Origin of the sequence: Streptococcus sp. CF4-3 (assembly GCF_024295385.1) — a bacterium.
Taxonomy (GTDB): domain Bacteria; phylum Bacillota; class Bacilli; order Lactobacillales; family Streptococcaceae; genus Streptococcus; species Streptococcus infantis_I.
The window spans coordinates 113726-129919 of record NZ_JANCPN010000001.1 but is presented as its reverse complement, the minus strand read 5'-3'; the positions used below and the strand labels follow the sequence as shown (position 1 = coordinate 129919).

Genomic DNA, 16194 nt, shown 5'->3' with positions numbered 1-16194 from the left:
AGTCGCCATGTCTTGCTGGCACAGGCTGTTTGTGCCGTCAGCTATTTACCAGTCAATTTGATCAAAGGGCTTAATTATTATTTTTGAAAGGTCTTTTATGGAAAAAATTCTTTCTTTAGGTCTGACAGGTAAGAAATTACTTGTTCAGGGTTTCTTGTTTGTTCTGCTAGGTCTTATCTTGATGGTCACGGGAACTTGGTTGCCAGTGACGGTTATTCGACTGGTTCTGTTTTTAGCTTGGATAGCAACGGTCTTAGATTTAGTATTACGTATTTTCAAAAAAAGTCAGTCAACGGACACCTTGGGAGTTGCACTGGTTAAATTGTTAGTGCTGGGATATTTGCTTGGCTCCAATCTTGCGACGGATGTGCCGATTTATATTTTGGCTCTTGTGATTGGAGTTTATCAGATTTTTCATGCTAGTATTAACCTTGTCACCTATGTTCTCTACCGCAAAAACAAAATTCGACCTCGTTTTCGTCTCTTACTAGATGGACTCGTACTAGTTTTTCTTGGTGGGACTAGTCTTTTGTCCTCTACAGGAAATTCTGTCTTTCAACTCTTTGTATTAGGGGCTTATTTTTTCCTTTATGGTGTGTCCAATATCCGTGATGGTTTCTTGTTTGAGGAGGAAATTGGGAAAAACCATCTCAAACGTCGCATTAGAATTAGCTTACCTATTGTCCTAGCCGCTCTCATCCCTGCAAGAACTTTAGCAAAAATCAACAAATTCATGCAGGAAAATGCTGATGAGAGAGAGGATATCCATCTTGGAATGGTGAAGTCTGGTAAGACAGCGGAGCTTGAAATTTTTGTTCATACAGCTGAGACCTCTCTGTTTTCGGCAATTGGTCATGTGGATATCTGCTATCAAGGCCGTGTTATTTCTTATGGCAACTATGATCCGTCTTCTGAGACCTTATTTGGCATGGTAGGAGATGGTGTCTTATATTTCTGTGATCGTGACAAGTACATTGACCTATGTAAACGTGAGAGTCAAAAAACGCTTTTTGGTTATGGGATAGATTTGACGCCTGAAATGGAAAAAGCAGTTCAGAAAAAGTTGGCTGAATTGAAACAACTGACGATTCCATGGGAGCCAAGTGCAGATAAAATCATGACAGGTGATGGTAAGGAAGACTACACCTACGCTTATAAAATCAGACATGAGACAGATGGGGAACTTTATAAATTTATCAAATCTAAGTTTAAATCCTACTTTGTCTTATCTACAAACTGTGTGCTCTTGGCTGATACCATAGTCGGTCAGGCTGGCACCGATATCCTCTCACCCAAAGGATTTATCGCTCCAGGAACTTACCAAGCCTACCTTAATCGAGAGTTTGAAAAACCAAATAGTATAGTCGTATCTAAACATGTTTATTAAGGAGAATTTATGAACTTAGTAAAAAAATACACCCCGTTAATACTTTTTATAGGGCTGGTTGCTCTTGTAATTCTGAATGCATCGAGCTTTATATCAGGAGCAATCTCTCTCTTTGATGTAATATCAACCTTGATTTATGGTGCTGTTATTGCTTTTGTGCTTAATGTTCCTATGAAAAAAATTGAACAGTACTTAGTTAAATTGAAGGTAAAGGCAGAGTTGCGTCGTCCGATTGCCATGGTACTTGTTTTCCTAGCTCTTATCTTAATCGTGATTGCTCTTTTGGTTTTGGTGCTGCCAACCCTAGCCCAGACTATTAGTCAGCTGGGAACAGTCCTTTCAACAGTCCTGACTCAACTTGGGAAATTGCTAGGCAGCTCGGAATTTGTAACCAAAGACATGTTGTCAACTATCGTATCAGGCATACAGGGACAATCTAGTTCTATTAGCCAAGCTTTGATAGGTTTTTTATCAGGTCTGACTAGTAATATCGGCAATATTTTTTCAAGTTTGATGAATGCCTTTTTGATTATAGTCTTCACCTTTTTATTTTTATCCAGTAAGGAACATTTGGCAGCGATGACGAGTCGACTTCTAAAAGTTTTTCTTCCAGAGAAGGTGGTGATAAAGTTGACTTACATTGGACAAGTAGCACTAGAGACTTATGACCAATTTTTGATGAGTCAGCTGATTGAAGCAGTTATCATAGGAGTTATGATAGCGGTTGGTTACAGCGTGTTTGGGATACCCTATGGAGTAATGACAGGTATCTTTGCAGGAGTGCTATCGTTCATTCCTTATGTAGGGCCTATGATTGCTTGTGTTGTGGGAGCGATTTTTATCTTCACAGTGAGTCCTACTCAAGCCTTACTTTCTCTTCTTCTATATCAAGTTATACAGCTGATTGAAGGAAACCTTATTTATCCTAGAGTTGTAGGTCAGTCTATTGGTTTGCCAGCTATTTTCACGCTTGCGGCTGCTAGTATTGGAGGCAATCTCTTTGGCTTACTTGGGATGATATTCTTTACACCGATATTTGCTGTTATCTATCGATTGGTTAAAGAATTTGTCGTTGCAAAGGAAAATCAGGTAGATTGAGAAAGACTGAATTTAATAAGATATACTAAGAAGAGAGTGAAAGATTCTCTTCTCTTTTATTTCTAAATGACTTGCTCTTGTTCTGTTGCGAAAATTTATGAATTCATAATAGCCCATTTTAATCTCTATGCGGATTGGCCATGTAATATGGGCACAAATTAGTATAGTTTAGTTAATTATAGACTAGCTCTGTACTGTAAAAAACAGTTGGTCTTATCAAATATTGCTAGCAATTGATTGAGAATAAATGATAAGTTTGATAAGGTTGGAAAACCTTTATAATGATTTGCTACAAAAAGTTATTTGACATCAAAAAAGCCTTGAAATCAAGGCTTTTTCCTGTTGTTTAGATGCCCCCTGCATGAATTTGTAAGAACTTTTCATATTGAAAATAAACAAAAATGTTGAAATATAGCTGATTTTAGGGAAATACTTTTAGGTGTTTTCAATGTCAGGATTTAAAAATGGGGCAAAAGTGGGGCAAAAACGAATGACTCACATTTGGTTTGAAAACCTATAATACCTAATGATTATGCCATACTAGATATATAGTGTTGTTATAAATAAATGTCAGTGCGAGTTCAAATCGGAGGATAAAATGGAAAAACAAATTAATGAAAAAAAAGCCTTGGTTCCCAAAGCTTTTTAATGTTATAAACTCATTAAAATATCCCCCAGTTAGATTTGGAATATTTTTTATTCTGTGTCATATAAAAATAAATAAAATGAATGGCTATAGCTAGAGCTAAAATGGTTGCAATACTCAACACTGTTATAGGATTAGAAGCGAAAAGCAAAGAGAGAATCAAGGCAGCCAGATAGAGTGTCGCTTGGACACAGTAGTAACTTTTCGAATAGCGAAGATAGTGTTTGTTATAGGGCCCATTTACTAGGACAGCAGCTTGAAAGAGGCCAAATCCGATATAAGAGAAGCTGGTTGCAAAGAGACGATTAGCTTCAGGATTCTGAAGAAAACTCATCGAAACGGTCATCATAAGAAGTCCAATGAAAATAGGATAGTGACTGTAAATTAGAAATAGTCTCTTTTGATTAGATTTTTCATCAATAGCATGGTCGAATTGACCAAAATAAAACAAGAACAGAGAAATCATAATAATGAAATAAAGAACCGAATAAATCGAGAAATTCTCGATTGTAAAGAAGTTAGCTAGCTCCGTAATCATCTCTCCAAACATAATAATGACAAGAAGGGAGATGCGCTCGATTAAATGGGGGAGATTTACCTGGTAATGCTTATCTTTATTAAGCAAGATACTTGGCATAATAAATGTTAGCAGAATACTAGCAAATAAGATATAGACTCTAAGGTAAATAGGAAGAAGAGCTGCTAGATAGACTCCTAAACTTCCTAGACCTGTTATCCATAGAAAACTTTTGATACTTTCCCGATTAGCATCATCGGTTGATTTTCTAAAAAATTCAACCAAATATTGAAAAAATAAGGTAAGGGTTAATGTACCAATAGCCCAACAGAGATAATGAAAATATTGTTGCCAATCAGGTCCAATCATATTGGCTATAAAGAGTAAAATTCCCATTTTGATAAACATGATTACTATGTTAAATAAAGAGTTCTTTCCATAGCGATTGGTATAATCGGTTTGAATCATCCAGGAATCGATGAGAAACAAAATAGCAATGAAAAAATCAAGGAAAGAATTCCAAGTCAAAATACCGTTATGAAGATGGTCGATTAAAGTAGTTACTTTTGAAATTGCAAAAACAAAAACTAAGTCATAAAAAAGTTCTGAAAATTCTACACGTTTATGTTTAATAAGAGTTGTCATCTTAAGACCTTTCTATTTTAGAAGTACAATTTATTATAACAGAAAATGGTAATGAGAGAAAAGGAGATGCTTAAATAACTTTATGTGGCGCGAATTGTCAAAACCTTGGAGCACATTTACCTCATGTACCAGATTACAGGCGGAGTGTTTGACGATTGATAATGAAGTACGTGTATTCTGAGGCAAAAGATTTCGAGACTCCATTACGTAACTCCCATCTATAAATAAAAAATGATAGTTTCATCATAGCAAATCTAAAGAAACACGCTAAAAAGCAACCCTGACGAGTTGCTTAAAATCCTATTAAAAATTAACTGTGTCAGGATCATCCTGAGTTTTGATGCCTTGAATCTTATCCAAGACCGCCATATCTTCCTCTGATAAGTCGAAGCCGAAGATATCCAAGTTAGCTTTTATATTTTTAGGTGTCACAGACTTAGGTAGTGGCAAGAAACCTTTTTGAAGGCTCTAACGCAGAGCAACTTGTGCCACAGATTTACCGTTACGTTCAGCCACTGCTTCAACATCTTCATTTCCAAAAATGCCACCTGTACCTAGTGGACTATAGGCTTCAAGAAGGATATCGCGCTCTTGGCAATAGGCAACTAAGTCTTCTTGGTCACAACCTGGAGCCAAGAGGATTTGATTGACATGTGGAAAAATTTCAGCTGTTTCAATAAGAGCTTCTAGGTGATGTTGCATAAAGTTAGACACACCGATAGCACGCACCTTACCTTCTTTGTAAGCTTCTTCCATAGCCTTCCATGCACCCGCATTGCCAGCCTTCCAAGCATCATTCTCACGAAGCGCCTTTGGATTAGGCCAATGGATAAGCAAAAGATCCAAATAATCCACACCAAGTCTTTCGAGAGACTCATCGATAGAAGTCTTAGCCAACTCGTAATCGTGCTTATCATTCCAAAGTTTGGTGGTTAGGAAAATATCCTCACGTGCCAAATCACTATCAGCAATCGCCTTACCTACGGAAACCTCGTTACCGTAAATTTGTGCGGTATCAATATGTGTGTAACCCGCCTTAAGTGCGAAGCTAACGCTGTTATAGGCTTCTTCGCCTTCAGCAATTTGCCAAGTTCCAAAACCAATTTTAGGAATAGCAACCCCATTTGCAAGTGTATATGTTTCCATGATTTTCACCTTTCCTTTTTTAATAGTACTATCTTAAAAAAGATAAGGCAAAAATGCAAAAATTTGCTACGGCTATTATTATGAATAGTTCCTTACTTCTTTTTCCTCTGTTCGTAACAGCCTTTGGAGATATTATTACTTGGGAAGAGAATGAATTTGTAAGAACTTTTCATATTGAAAATAAACAAAAATATTGAAATATAGCTGATTTTAGGGAAATACTTTTAGGTATTTTCAATGTAAATATTTCAAAATGGGGCGAAAGTGGGGCAAAAATAACGAATGACTCATAAAGGTTTCCTAATCTCTAACCTTGTCCGACAAAAGGATGCTCAACTTCTAACTGAGAAGGTATCACTAACGGATATTGCCAGAAGACTTCGTATGAACCTCTGTTCCCTTTTATAGTAAATGCCAATACATTCTAATGGGGAGTAGTAGCGAGTGAGTATGAAATCTGGCAGTAGAAAAAATGCCTAAAACATACTATAATATTAAGTAACATAGACAAATAAATTAGAATTTAGAGAGGTTTTTCGGCGAATGTTAGGATATGAAAAAAACGAAAAGTTAGAATTTAATAATAAAAAATCTTGCGGTTTGTGGTTAATTGCGGTTGCCGTAGTTATCGCAGTTGCTACCTTAATAGGTGGACAACAAATTATAAATATGCAAGTGTTTACTAGTGGTTATATAGTCTTCTTTTTTACGATTAATATGAATAAAGACTTACTAAAAAAACTATCCACTGGACCATCGACTAAATTTCAAAATAAGGTTTCTCAATACTCAATAATATTTCTGTTTATATTAATGGTTTTTTTAGGCGGTTCATTTTTTGTTACGGAGAATTGGAGATTGATATGGTTGGGGGCATTATTAGTCACAGCATTGCATTTTTTCCCATTATATTTTGTACATGGAAAATCAATGATTTTATTAGGAATTATGTGCACTATTAATATTATCATGGGGTATATTTTTTCTGATGTCCCTTTGGTACTATTTGCCTATATTGATGCAATAATTAAATTTATATTTGGAGTTTATTTGTTATTTTTTTCTAAAGCAACGAAGCAATAAATCCCAATTGTTTGTTGAACTAGCAACTTAATAAGAATAACAGAGGAACAGTAAATCGGAAAAAGGTTTACTGTTTTTCTTTGCTCAAAATACTTAGCTTGTGAAATCATATTTCTCCCTCCTTCTGACATATTTAGTCTAACAAAAAAGCCGTCGGGAAAACGGCTTTCGAAGATAAGATTATACAACAGAAAAGCGAGGTTATCCTCGCTTTTTTATTTAATCCAATAGCTCCTTATTTTCAATTAAGAGTTCTAGTGGGGATTTATCTCTTGCTACAATAAAACCAGGTTCATATTGGTTATGAAATGTTCTTTTCTGAGAAGTTGGATCAATATACAACTCATCTCCATCTTCTGTGTATAGTTGTTTGCCTCTTGTTAGGTAAAGTAAATCTTCTAAGTGCTGTCCATTAGTATGTAGGAAATGCTCGATGTATTTGACAGCTTTTAAGATCTCACTTACTTTATCAGAGTATTCATTCGATTCAAGAACACTCTTTTCTAATTCAATCTCTTTACTAGTTCCAAAAAGTTGAGTTGGAGTTGCATTAAAATATTCTGCTATCTTATCCAAATTTGCAAAGGTAGGATAGCTTTTTTGTTTTTCATAATCAGAGATGTCTGGAAAGGCAGTTCATAAAAAAATGGGGGATAAACCTACTTTAGAACAACAAAAAAGCCTTGATTTCAAGGCTTTTTCCTGTTGTTTATATGCCCCCTACATGGATTTGTAAGAACTTTTCATATTGAAAATAAACAAAAATGTTGAAATATAGCTGATTTTAGGGAAATACTTTTAGGTATTTTCAATGTCAGAATTTAAAAATGGGGCAAAAGTGGGGCAAAAACGAATGACTCATAAAGGTTTCCTATTAGAAACAGGATTTACTCAATTAGAAGTTGCTTGAAGAATTAGATAAAAAGAATGTGTTTGATATTGAAGACTATATCAAGAGAAAAGGCAAAGTTAAGCTTAATAGAAATACAGTAATTACAAGATTGTAATATTTTTCTGTTATAGCTTTATGTGACAGGGATAAATATGGTATAATAAGACAAATTTGAAGGTGTAGAGGTAAGCATTTGAAAGAGAATAGACCTGATTTTCGAGATATAAAATCATTTGAAGAATTTAACAGATACTACTGGTATCGAGATGAACTTTCACAAATTTGTAAATCTCTTGGATTGGAGTATAGATGTACAAAACAGGAGCTGAATCATATTATAGAACAATATTTTAAGGGAAATAGGATAGAAAAATTTTTGAGCAAAGGAAACAAAAATCAATCCGAAGTTATAACATTAGATACACCGTTACTTGAATGCGGATTTTCTTTTAACCAAAAATTTCGAGAATATTTTTCAGAGGTAATAGGCGTTAATTCGTTTAAATTTAATGCTGATATGGCAACAGCTTGGCGAAAAGTAAAAAGGGATAACGATATAAAATTTACAATCCAAGATATGATTAAAATATACTATGGAGAATCAGACTATGCCAAATATGATAATTCAGTTTGCCAATGGAACCAATTTTTAAAAGATTTTTGTGCAGATGAATTTAGCGAATACTATTCTAACAAGTTAAAAGCTGCAGCTATCCTTTGGAAAGAAGTTAGAGATTCAAAAAATGAAAAAATATATTCACGGGAACTTTTGAAAAAATATGAGGATAAAATAGAGGCGTACTGTAAGTAAACAAATCCCAAGTTATAAGTTTCTATTAGATGAAACCTATAAAATTTGTACAAATATTGTAGGTTAGGAGAAGAATTGTTTTCAAAAGATGTCTATAAGTGGGTAGGAGGAAGTGTACTTGGTTCGTATTTTGTAAGCACTACTTCAAGTCATTATGATTGGGCGATGAAGAAATTAAAAGCACATCAAAAAAATTGTAAGAAAAAATAAGCAGATATGGTATCTTTTTGGTAGCTAAACAGACAAAATATCTTGTTTTTTGCAAATAATACTTAAAAAGAATGTTGATTTATCAGCATTCTTTTTTATTTCAAATGTATTCTCGGAATTTGGTTTAAAAGCCTATAATACTCAATGATTAGACTAAAGATGAATAAAATGGAGAAAACTCTAATGGTTCTTCTCCATTTTTTGGCTAATTGGTAATGTTGAAAATTGGAAGTGAAATGATACTTTCAAAGAATTCATTTTGGATACTAGCAAACGAAATAGAACCCTGATGCAAATCAACAATTTGTTTTGAAATTTTTAGCCCAATTCCAGTCGTTCTAATTTTAGAAATATCAATGTTTTTAAAAGATAATTCATTAAGTTCAGCAATTTTTTCTGGTGAAGCTCCCTGTCCATTATCTTTGATTTCGACAATTACATTTGTATCTTTTTTGTATAAGTGGATTCTTATTGTGCAACCCTTTTCGTTATGTAAAACAGAGTTGTAGATGATATTATGGATAACTCTTGTGATTAAAAACTGCTCAATCATGATAGATTGATTAACAAGTGAATAATCGTAATCAAATTCAAATTCAAATTCATTCCAGATTTCTTGATTTAAAATATGGATGAGAATGTCTTTGAAGAAGGGGATAATTTTTGTTTCAGTCTGATTTAATTGAAGATGACCGGATGAAAGGCGAGCTACTATATTTAAGTCATTTAAAACATTTTGGATGTAATAGGATTCCGTCAATATTGGACGAATATGTTTTTTAAACTGTGTATCTAGTTCAGAATCATTTAACAAGGACGCGTTAGAAATGATGACAGAAAGAGGTGTTTTGATATCGTGTGCAATACCTGAAATCCATTGCTCTTTAAAGACTTCATTCTCTTTGAGTAGAGTATCGGTTTGATTAATTGCAGTTGTAAGATATTCTAGTTCTGATATAGAATTTATTGGATTTTTTAAACCATATGGGAGATTCTGAATAGCAGTTACAAGAGGCACAATTTTACGATTGATATGCGTCACGCCATAGTAGTAAAGAAAAGCGAAATAAAGGCAGTTGAAAAGCAATACTCCAAATGCTATTAGTGGAAACAGGCGGAGACTATCTATATCTAAGTAATTAAAACTATAACGAGCAATTTTATCTTTTGGAAAACCAACAACAATGATGTATCCACCTTTTATCTGACTAAAAACAGGATAATCTGAAAGATAATAGCGAGAAAACTGTAAAATGTCCCCGTAGTCAAATTGCGAAGGAACTTCTGTAGGTTTATACTGTTCGTACACTTGTTTTCCAGTCTGCTTATCCAATACCATGAGCCATAACTTTTGTTCTTTTAGACTAGAAATATCATTTTCAGGTATGTGGACGTTATTATTTGTGATGGTAATGTGTTCAGAAATTATTTTCACAGTCTCAGTAGCAGTTTGCTTTTTACTAATGTAGAAAACAAAACTGGCAATTAGAATAATATTGGTAATAAAGATAATGATGGAAGAAAAGATAAATTTCTTTAGTGAATACCTTAAAATTTTGGTTTGATTCATAATCATGATAACAATTTATATCCTAGCCCTTTAGCTGTCTTTAAATATTGAGGTTTTGAAGGATTTTCTTCTATTTTTTCTCGAATTTTCCGAATATGTACAGTCAAAGAGTTTTCATAACCAAAGCTATCCACTCCCCAAATCGTATCACAGAGAGATTCGGTTGAAACGATGTAATTTTTATTATCGTAAAGTTTTTTCAAAATCTGAATTTCAATTGGCGTAATAGAAATTTCTGCTCCATTTTTTTGTACTGTTGCATTCCGAAAACTCACCAAAGTCTGTCCAATCTGTATTGTTTCCTGTTCTGATTTATAACTTCTACGGAGCAGAGCCATAATACGATAGATAAGATTTTTTGGAATGAAGGGTTTCATGATATAATCATCACCACCAGCATTGAAACCAGCTATCTCATCTTCAGGATTATTTTTGGCAGTCAGAAAGAGGATAGGAGTATCGCCTTTTTTTCGGATATGTTTTGCTAATGTGTAGCCATCCCCATCGGGTAGCATAATGTCCAAAAGGAAAAGGTCGAACTGCTCTATTTCAATCATGTCCAAACTAGATTCTATATCATAGGCTGATGTTAGATTGGAAAATCCGTAGGCAGTGAGAATATCTCTTATGGAAGAGTTTAAAATTTTGTCGTCATCAATGATAAGGATGTGCTTATTCAGGAGTTGTTGTTCGAAACTCATAATCTTACCTCGCTTATTTAAATTATACCATTTAAAAGAGTGAAAAAAAGAAAAATACTTTAATCTTAATGTAAAATTAAGGTTAGCTTAGTTTAAAATTAATCTAGCATGTCTATAATAAAGACATAACCTAGATAGAGATACTTCTCAAATTAATTTTAATCAGTGAGGTATTTCCAAATGGTTAAACAACAAATGAATCTCGTTGAGATTGAAGCAATGAATTCTCTTCAAGAATTGACTCTTGAAGAACTTGATAACGTTCTTGGTGCTGGTGGTGGAGTAATCCAAATCCATTTTATTCAGACAAAACAATGGTAATAGTGACTCACCAATTAGATATTGTGAATTATGTTGATTCTATCATTTTTGTTGATAAGAGTAGTAGAGATGTTATCAAAGATACTCATGATAATTTGATTCATGGAAATCAAAATTATAGAAAATTTTTTAGTTTAATGGAGGAAGTTCATAATGATTAGTAATGTTTTACAGATAAAAAACTTACAAAAGGAATTTAAGGACACTCAGGTAGTTAACCTTAGTTCCTTATCAGTTCAACAAGGTGAGATTTATGGTTTTCTAGGTCCAAATGGAGCTGGGAAAACAACCACCATGAAGATGATTTTGTCTTTGATTTCTCGTACAGCTGGGGATATTGAAGTGTTCGGTCAATCCATAGGTACGGACAAGCAGTATCTTAATCAGATTGGCTCTATGATTGAAGAACCGTCTTATTATCCTAATTTGACAGGCTATGAAAATCTCTTGGTTTTCCAAAAAATCCTTGGATTTGATAAGAAAAATATTCAGGAAACCTTGAAAATTGTTGGGTTAGATCAACCTAAAAACAAGAAAAAATTGGTTAAAGATTATTCTCTGGGTATGAAACAGCGTTTGGCTTTAGCCTTTGCCTTAGTCAAGAAACCGCGTTTGTTGATACTGGATGAACCAACTAACGGGCTAGACCCAGCAGGGATTCATGAAATTCGGGAACTGATTATCAAGTTGGCAAAAGAACAGGGCATTACTGTCTTCATCTCTACCCATATCCTTTCTGAAGTAGAGCATATCGCTGACCGTGTAGGGATTATCAATCATGGTCAACTGGTTTACGAGGGAGAAATTCGTAAAATTCAGTCCAATAAATGGCTGGAAGTGCGTGGGGATTTTAGAGGTCGACGTGAAGCCATTAGCCAAGTGTTATTTGGTTATCCGTGCAAGATGTTAGAAATACATGAGGATAAACTCAAGCTGACTAACCTTGCCGACCAGCAGATTTCTAGTTTGTTACGAGATTTAATAGTCGAGGAAGTTCCAATTTATGAAGTGAAGCAAGAACAAGAAACCTTGGAATCTATCTTCCTCAACTTAACCAAGGAGTGAGTCTTATGTTGAATAATTTGTCTATTGAATTGCTCAAGGCAAAACGAACCAAATCCTTCTTCATTATCATACTAGTTATGGGAGTCGGATTTGCTTGGGCAATTGCAGCCGCTACACGTTACCTAAGTAATCCAGACATGCACCAGATTAACCTAATTTTCTATATGATAAAAGAAGTAAATGGCTTGATTCTCCCTATCGTGATTGCTCTCTTTGTATCCCGGATTGTCAAGAACGAGAAGGAGGGCAACACTTTCAAACTGCTTTTGGCAAATGGTGAAAATGTACGGCATATCTTTCTGAGTAAGCTTGGCCTGACTATGTTCGTTTTGACCTTTCTCGCTATTTTGGAGGGAGTAGTAGTCCAGTTGATTGCAAACTTTTCTGGTCTAGAAATGCCTGTTAGCCTAATCCTCTGGCAAATCGTCATTTTCTTGCTAGCATCTTTTGTCTTAACCTGTCTGTTTTTGACTTTGCAGTTTTTACTGAAAAAGCAGGCATTGATAATGGCATTAGGGATTTTCGGAGGATTTCTTGGAGTTGGATTTGGTCATGCAACAGCTTTTCTACAGCTGATTTTCCCATTTGGTGGTATAGCATATCTGTCTCTGGTGGATTACCAGAAAGTCGCCAGTCAAGTGAGTTATGTTTTGGCGACAAACCTAGGATTTAAACTCTTTACATATTTGCCAATAGCCCTAATCTATCTCTTCTTATCTCTCTATCTAGTTGAAAAGAAAGGAGGCAAGCTATGATGTCTTATCTATCAGTAGAATGGCGGAAAACCCAAAAATTTTCCATGTTGATGATTGGTATTTTCTTCTTAGCTTTTTGTAGCCTGATTGGTCTTGGTATTTACTTAGGTGCAGCTTATTCTATGGTTGCAGAAAGTGAAAAAGTGCCTGTTTTATGGGGACAATTGACCTTCTATTATAGCCAGCTTTTCTTTCCGATTTTGGTCAGCATTTATGTAGCCATGATGTTAGGAAAAGAGTTTGATAGGAAAAATATTGAATTTCTCAGAGCTAATAATGTCAGTCTTGGGAAATTATTGTTGGCAAAAGAAATAGTAATTATCTTGTTTATTGCTGTTTTACAGTTGTTCTTGTTTGGTATTTTTTATGTCAGTGCTCACCTAATTCATTTAGAAATTTCTAATTTGTTCACCTACCTTAAGTGGGATTTATTGGGGATTTTTGGAACAATTAGTATGATGGCAGTACAGTTTTTTGTGACAGCTAAAACTCGTGTTTTTAGTAAATCTGTGGGAATTGGTTCTATTGGTACTTTCGTAGGATTCATGATGATTTTTGTATCTGATAAATTATCTTTAATCTATCCCTACTCCCAAGCTATGGTGGCAATGCGGTCACGGAATTTGATAGACTTTAATTTAGTGGAAATATTGCTGTTTATCATTGTAAATATTCTTCTGTGGGGGATTTTTCATACATTGAGTAATAAAGAATTGCATAAGTAATGCGAAGACTCTTAGGGGTCTCAGATTGAAGACAAAGTCCTTAGAAGTTATACTTCATAGAAAAAGCGAGCCTAAAACTCGCTTTTTTTATTTAATCTAATAGCTCCTTATTTTCAATTAAGAGTTCTAGTGGAGATTTATCTCTTGCTTCAATAAAACCAGGTTCATATTGGGTATGAAGTGTTCTTTTCTGAGAAGTTGGATCAATATACAACTCTTTTCCATCTTCTGTGTATAGTTGGTTGCCTCTTGTTAGGTAAAGTAAATCCTCTAAGTACTGTCCATCAGTATGTAGGAAATGCTCGATGTATTTAACAGCTTTTAAGATTTCACTTACTTTATCAGAGTATTCATTAGATTCAAGAACACTCTTTTCTAACTCAATCTCTTTACTCGTTCCAAAGAGTTGGGTTGGAGTTGCATTAAAATATTCTGCTATCTTATCCAAATTTGCAAAGGTAGGATAGCTTTTTTGTTTTTCGTAATCAGAGATGGACTGTTTACCGATTCCTAATTACCTCAGTCTCTTCAGTCTGTTAATTTTTTTTCGAAAATTTCTCTTTAATACTAGCTTTCAATTTATCAAATTTTTCACGACGAGCTTCTTTTTTATCCGCAATTAAGCGAGCTTTAGCTTGATGCTCTAAATCTTCTTGAATTTTGAGAGCTGACTCTATCTCTGCCGCAACAGTAGCGACATCCCATCTAGCAATGTCAACCTGATACTTTTCAAAAATAGCATTTAAAACAGATTCATCATTTTCTTGTACAAGTGCAATAATAGCTACTTCGCCATTAGTCAACTTTTTACTAACGGTTGTAATTAATGCCGAATTGATCAATTCTTTGTCTGAACCAACGGAGGCGCCAATTGCTCCACCAGTAGCAAAACCAAAGAGAACACCTAGTGGTCCACCTAAAATTCCGATTAAACTACCAATTAATCCGCCTTCGAAATAATCATCTCCTAGGGAATTCATCAAATCAAAGCTATCTTTGACGTTAACAACACCATTTTCAGCTTTTACAATTGAAGCCTGAGCTAATTTTGTATTTTCAGTTTGAACAAACTGTTTTAATTCTGAAAAGCCTAAAAGGACTATACTGTAAGTGACAAAACAAAACAGGAGGATAGTCCAAATGAGCCACTTACATTAGTCCTGTGAAATACAGAACTAAATCCTTCACTTAAATTACTTGTCTAACTTTTTGGGGTCAGTACAAACAGTGCTTTTTTTGTTGAAATCGCAAAGAATCTAAGCTTTCTTTTTGCAGATAACATTCGCTCTTTTATTTTCGGTATGATTGAGTCGATGCCCCGTTCTCGACCGGTTATTATTGCAACTTATCGAATGCTAGAGCACTATGCCATCACTTTTTGGAAGAATACTTGGAGCAATTCTACGCAGAATGGAATGCGAAAAAGTGATAATTAAAGAGACGAAAAAGCTGAGAATATGATTTCCCAGCTTTTTTGAATGCGATAGAAATAGCAACTAGACTATTTACGAAAGGCCTCAATAATGTAGGTGAAGCCAGTAACTAAAAATGAAAAGGCAATGACATAAACGACAAAGACACCTGTAGCCACTGGATTGAACAGAATCACTAGACCTAGTAAAAATTCAAGCAAGGCTACCCACATGATATTGCTACCAATAATAGGGAAAATCAATCTTAGACGATTGCCTTTAAAGAAAGCAATAATGGCTTCTACAATTAACCAAATTCCTACAATGGTCGGAATGACGACCGGCAGGGTCACAAAGCCATAAGCAACGAGGTAAAGAGCTAAGAGAAGACTAACAAATCCTTGGAAAAGATAAACAGGTGAGCGAAGCTCTTTTGGTGCAGAGAAATAGCCTAAAATAGCTGCTATAGAAGAAACCAGTAAACCAAATGAAATCCACCAGCTGTAAGCAACAAGATTAGCTACTGGGTTTGTAAATAGAAAGAGTGCTAAAAGGACAAAAATAACTCCTGCAAGGAATAGCGATAAACGATTAGAAAATTTCATTTCAAGACCATCCTGTTATATAGTATAGTTTAATAGTAAAAATATTATACACCTTTTTAGAGGAAATATCAATAAACTAAATGGAAAATTTGGAAGTTTCAGTCTGATTCATGAAAAGAAAATCAGTTTTTATTATTTTGAAAATAAAAAGAGAAGATAAAATTTGTCTTCTCTACATGAAAATATTGTATGGCATCAAAGCAAAAGTAACTGGCTTTACACTATTTGTTAAGATGTAATTTGATTCAAAAAGAAAAGATAGATTTAAAAGTGGGGCAAATGATGGGGCAAATCAGTTACAGACAAGCAAAAAAGCCTTGTAAATCAAGGCTTCTTCCTGTTGATTTAGATGCCCCCTGCAGGACTCGAACCTGCGACCCATAGATTAAGAGTCTACTGCTCTACCAACTGAGCTAAGGAGGCAAATAAAAAGCTGTATTGGTGCCGAAACTTCACGGTTTGTATTGAACCCGCGCAATTAAGCAGGTGGGCAACTCGCTCTAACTGAAGCTGTTTCCGTGTGAGACGGCCTACATGCTGTTAGAAGACTTTTGTTTCCCTAATAATACAAAAAATAGTCGGTCAACACTTAAATGTGAAGTCGT

15 protein-coding genes, 1 tRNA gene and 3 pseudogenes are annotated in these 16194 nt (G+C 34.6%); 10 read left to right on the top strand and 9 right to left on the bottom strand.

What is annotated here, in order from left to right; translation table 11 throughout:
• Window positions 1-97: 97 nt before the first annotated feature.
• Complete coding sequence (locus NML75_RS00670) at window positions 98-1387, top strand: DUF308 domain-containing protein (RefSeq protein ID WP_254731205.1); 1290 nt, start codon at window positions 98-100, stop codon at window positions 1385-1387.
• Between the two features lie 9 nt (window positions 1388-1396).
• The gene (locus NML75_RS00665) at window positions 1397-2485 is read left to right on the top strand and encodes an AI-2E family transporter (protein ID WP_049551477.1); all 1089 of its coding nucleotides are present in this window, start codon (window positions 1397-1399) and stop codon (window positions 2483-2485) included.
• Window positions 2486-3147: 662 nt separating this feature from the next.
• Here NML75_RS00665 and NML75_RS00660 read toward each other — a convergent pair.
• Entirely contained in the window at window positions 3148-4293 is a 1146-nt protein-coding gene (locus NML75_RS00660) for a low temperature requirement protein A (protein WP_254731203.1), read from the bottom strand.
• A gap of 303 nt (window positions 4294-4596) precedes the next feature.
• Window positions 4597-5439: pseudogene (locus NML75_RS00655) on the bottom strand (aldo/keto reductase).
• A 543-nt stretch (window positions 5440-5982) separates the two neighbouring features.
• On the opposite strand from NML75_RS00655, the gene NML75_RS00650 reads away from it, so the two are divergent.
• The gene (locus NML75_RS00650; protein ID WP_254731200.1) at window positions 5983-6522 is read left to right on the top strand and encodes a DUF6609 family protein; all 540 of its coding nucleotides are present in this window, start codon (window positions 5983-5985) and stop codon (window positions 6520-6522) included.
• Window positions 6523-6741: 219 nt separating this feature from the next.
• Here the strand turns inward: NML75_RS00650 and NML75_RS00645 are convergent, their stop codons facing one another.
• Entirely contained in the window at window positions 6742-7143 is a 402-nt protein-coding gene (locus tag NML75_RS00645) for an XRE family transcriptional regulator (RefSeq protein ID WP_254731461.1), read from the bottom strand.
• A 278-nt stretch (window positions 7144-7421) separates the two neighbouring features.
• Between NML75_RS00645 and NML75_RS00640 the strand changes: the two are divergent.
• The 3 genes and pseudogenes from NML75_RS00640 to NML75_RS00630 all read left to right on the top strand — a co-directional run.
• Window positions 7422-7529, top strand: a pseudogene (locus NML75_RS00640) (conjugal transfer protein); the annotation flags it as partial.
• A 78-nt stretch (window positions 7530-7607) separates the two neighbouring features.
• Entirely contained in the window at window positions 7608-8225 is a 618-nt protein-coding gene (locus NML75_RS00635; RefSeq protein WP_006149376.1) for an SAP domain-containing protein, read from the top strand.
• Between the two features lie 69 nt (window positions 8226-8294).
• Window positions 8295-8435: pseudogene (locus NML75_RS00630) on the top strand (ClbS/DfsB family four-helix bundle protein); the annotation flags it as partial.
• A gap of 205 nt (window positions 8436-8640) precedes the next feature.
• Here the strand turns inward: NML75_RS00630 and NML75_RS00625 are convergent.
• Together NML75_RS00625 and NML75_RS00620 are read right to left on the bottom strand one after the other, a co-directional pair.
• The gene (locus NML75_RS00625; protein ID WP_254731198.1) at window positions 8641-10005 is read right to left on the bottom strand and encodes a sensor histidine kinase; all 1365 of its coding nucleotides are present in this window, start codon (window positions 10003-10005) and stop codon (window positions 8641-8643) included.
• Between the two features lie 2 nt (window positions 10006-10007).
• A complete protein-coding gene (locus NML75_RS00620; RefSeq protein ID WP_006149379.1) occupies window positions 10008-10706 on the bottom strand; it encodes a response regulator transcription factor in 699 nt (232 codons plus the stop codon).
• A 180-nt stretch (window positions 10707-10886) separates the two neighbouring features.
• On the opposite strand from NML75_RS00620, the gene NML75_RS00615 reads away from it, so the two are divergent.
• The 4 genes from NML75_RS00615 to NML75_RS00600 all read left to right on the top strand — a co-directional run bounded on the left by NML75_RS00615 (window position 10887) and on the right by NML75_RS00600 (window position 13572).
• Window positions 10887-11027: a type A2 lanthipeptide gene (locus NML75_RS00615; RefSeq protein WP_006149380.1), complete on the top strand. Its 141-nt coding sequence runs from the start codon at window positions 10887-10889 to the stop codon at window positions 11025-11027.
• Between the two features lie 153 nt (window positions 11028-11180).
• Window positions 11181-12092: an ABC transporter ATP-binding protein gene (locus NML75_RS00610; protein ID WP_006149382.1), complete on the top strand. Its 912-nt coding sequence runs from the start codon at window positions 11181-11183 to the stop codon at window positions 12090-12092.
• 5 nt (window positions 12093-12097) lie between these two features.
• Window positions 12098-12847 (top strand): ABC transporter permease, encoded by a 750-nt coding sequence (locus NML75_RS00605; protein WP_029689695.1) that lies wholly within the window; start codon window positions 12098-12100, stop codon window positions 12845-12847.
• Window positions 12844-13572, top strand: coding sequence for an ABC transporter permease (locus tag NML75_RS00600; RefSeq protein WP_006149384.1), 729 nt, complete (start codon window positions 12844-12846; stop codon window positions 13570-13572). The genes NML75_RS00605 and NML75_RS00600 overlap by 4 nt, the downstream gene beginning before the upstream one ends.
• Before the next feature lie 91 nt (window positions 13573-13663).
• Here NML75_RS00600 and NML75_RS00595 read toward each other — a convergent pair whose 3' ends face one another.
• From NML75_RS00595 to NML75_RS00580, 4 genes are all read right to left on the bottom strand, one after another.
• On the bottom strand, window positions 13664-14080 hold the full coding sequence (locus tag NML75_RS00595) for a helix-turn-helix domain-containing protein (protein ID WP_071788307.1): 417 nt from the start codon (window positions 14078-14080) through the stop codon (window positions 13664-13666).
• Between the two features lie 28 nt (window positions 14081-14108).
• The gene (locus NML75_RS00590) at window positions 14109-14552 is read right to left on the bottom strand and encodes a DUF1269 domain-containing protein (RefSeq protein ID WP_223361914.1); all 444 of its coding nucleotides are present in this window, start codon (window positions 14550-14552) and stop codon (window positions 14109-14111) included.
• Between the two features lie 521 nt (window positions 14553-15073).
• Window positions 15074-15589, bottom strand: a complete 516-nt coding sequence (locus NML75_RS00585) for a DUF308 domain-containing protein (RefSeq protein WP_254731195.1) — start codon at window positions 15587-15589, stop codon at window positions 15074-15076.
• Between the two features lie 350 nt (window positions 15590-15939).
• Window positions 15940-16012, bottom strand: a tRNA-Lys gene (locus tag NML75_RS00580).
• Window positions 16013-16194 lie beyond the last annotated feature (182 nt).

Excerpts from the sequence above, each read along its gene's own strand:
- NML75_RS00590 (WP_223361914.1), bottom strand. The coding sequence starts at position 14,552 with ATGAATTCCCTAGGAGATGATTATTTCGAAGGCGGATTAATTGGTAGT.
- NML75_RS00585 (WP_254731195.1), bottom strand. The coding sequence starts at position 15,589 with ATGAAATTTTCTAATCGTTTATCGCTATTCCTTGCAGGAGTTATTTTT.
- NML75_RS00605 (WP_029689695.1), top strand. The coding sequence starts at position 12,098 with ATGTTGAATAATTTGTCTATTGAATTGCTCAAGGCAAAACGAACCAAA.
- NML75_RS00670 (WP_254731205.1), top strand. The coding sequence starts at position 98 with ATGGAAAAAATTCTTTCTTTAGGTCTGACAGGTAAGAAATTACTTGTT.
- NML75_RS00615 (WP_006149380.1), top strand. The coding sequence starts at position 10,887 with ATGGTTAAACAACAAATGAATCTCGTTGAGATTGAAGCAATGAATTCT.
- NML75_RS00600 (WP_006149384.1), top strand. The coding sequence starts at position 12,844 with ATGATGTCTTATCTATCAGTAGAATGGCGGAAAACCCAAAAATTTTCC.
- NML75_RS00620 (WP_006149379.1), bottom strand. The coding sequence starts at position 10,706 with ATGAGTTTCGAACAACAACTCCTGAATAAGCACATCCTTATCATTGAT.
- NML75_RS00625 (WP_254731198.1), bottom strand. The coding sequence starts at position 10,005 with ATGAATCAAACCAAAATTTTAAGGTATTCACTAAAGAAATTTATCTTT.
- NML75_RS00665 (WP_049551477.1), top strand. The coding sequence starts at position 1,397 with ATGAACTTAGTAAAAAAATACACCCCGTTAATACTTTTTATAGGGCTG.
- NML75_RS00660 (WP_254731203.1), bottom strand. The coding sequence starts at position 4,293 with ATGACAACTCTTATTAAACATAAACGTGTAGAATTTTCAGAACTTTTT.
- NML75_RS00650 (WP_254731200.1), top strand. The coding sequence starts at position 5,983 with ATGTTAGGATATGAAAAAAACGAAAAGTTAGAATTTAATAATAAAAAA.
- NML75_RS00610 (WP_006149382.1), top strand. The coding sequence starts at position 11,181 with ATGATTAGTAATGTTTTACAGATAAAAAACTTACAAAAGGAATTTAAG.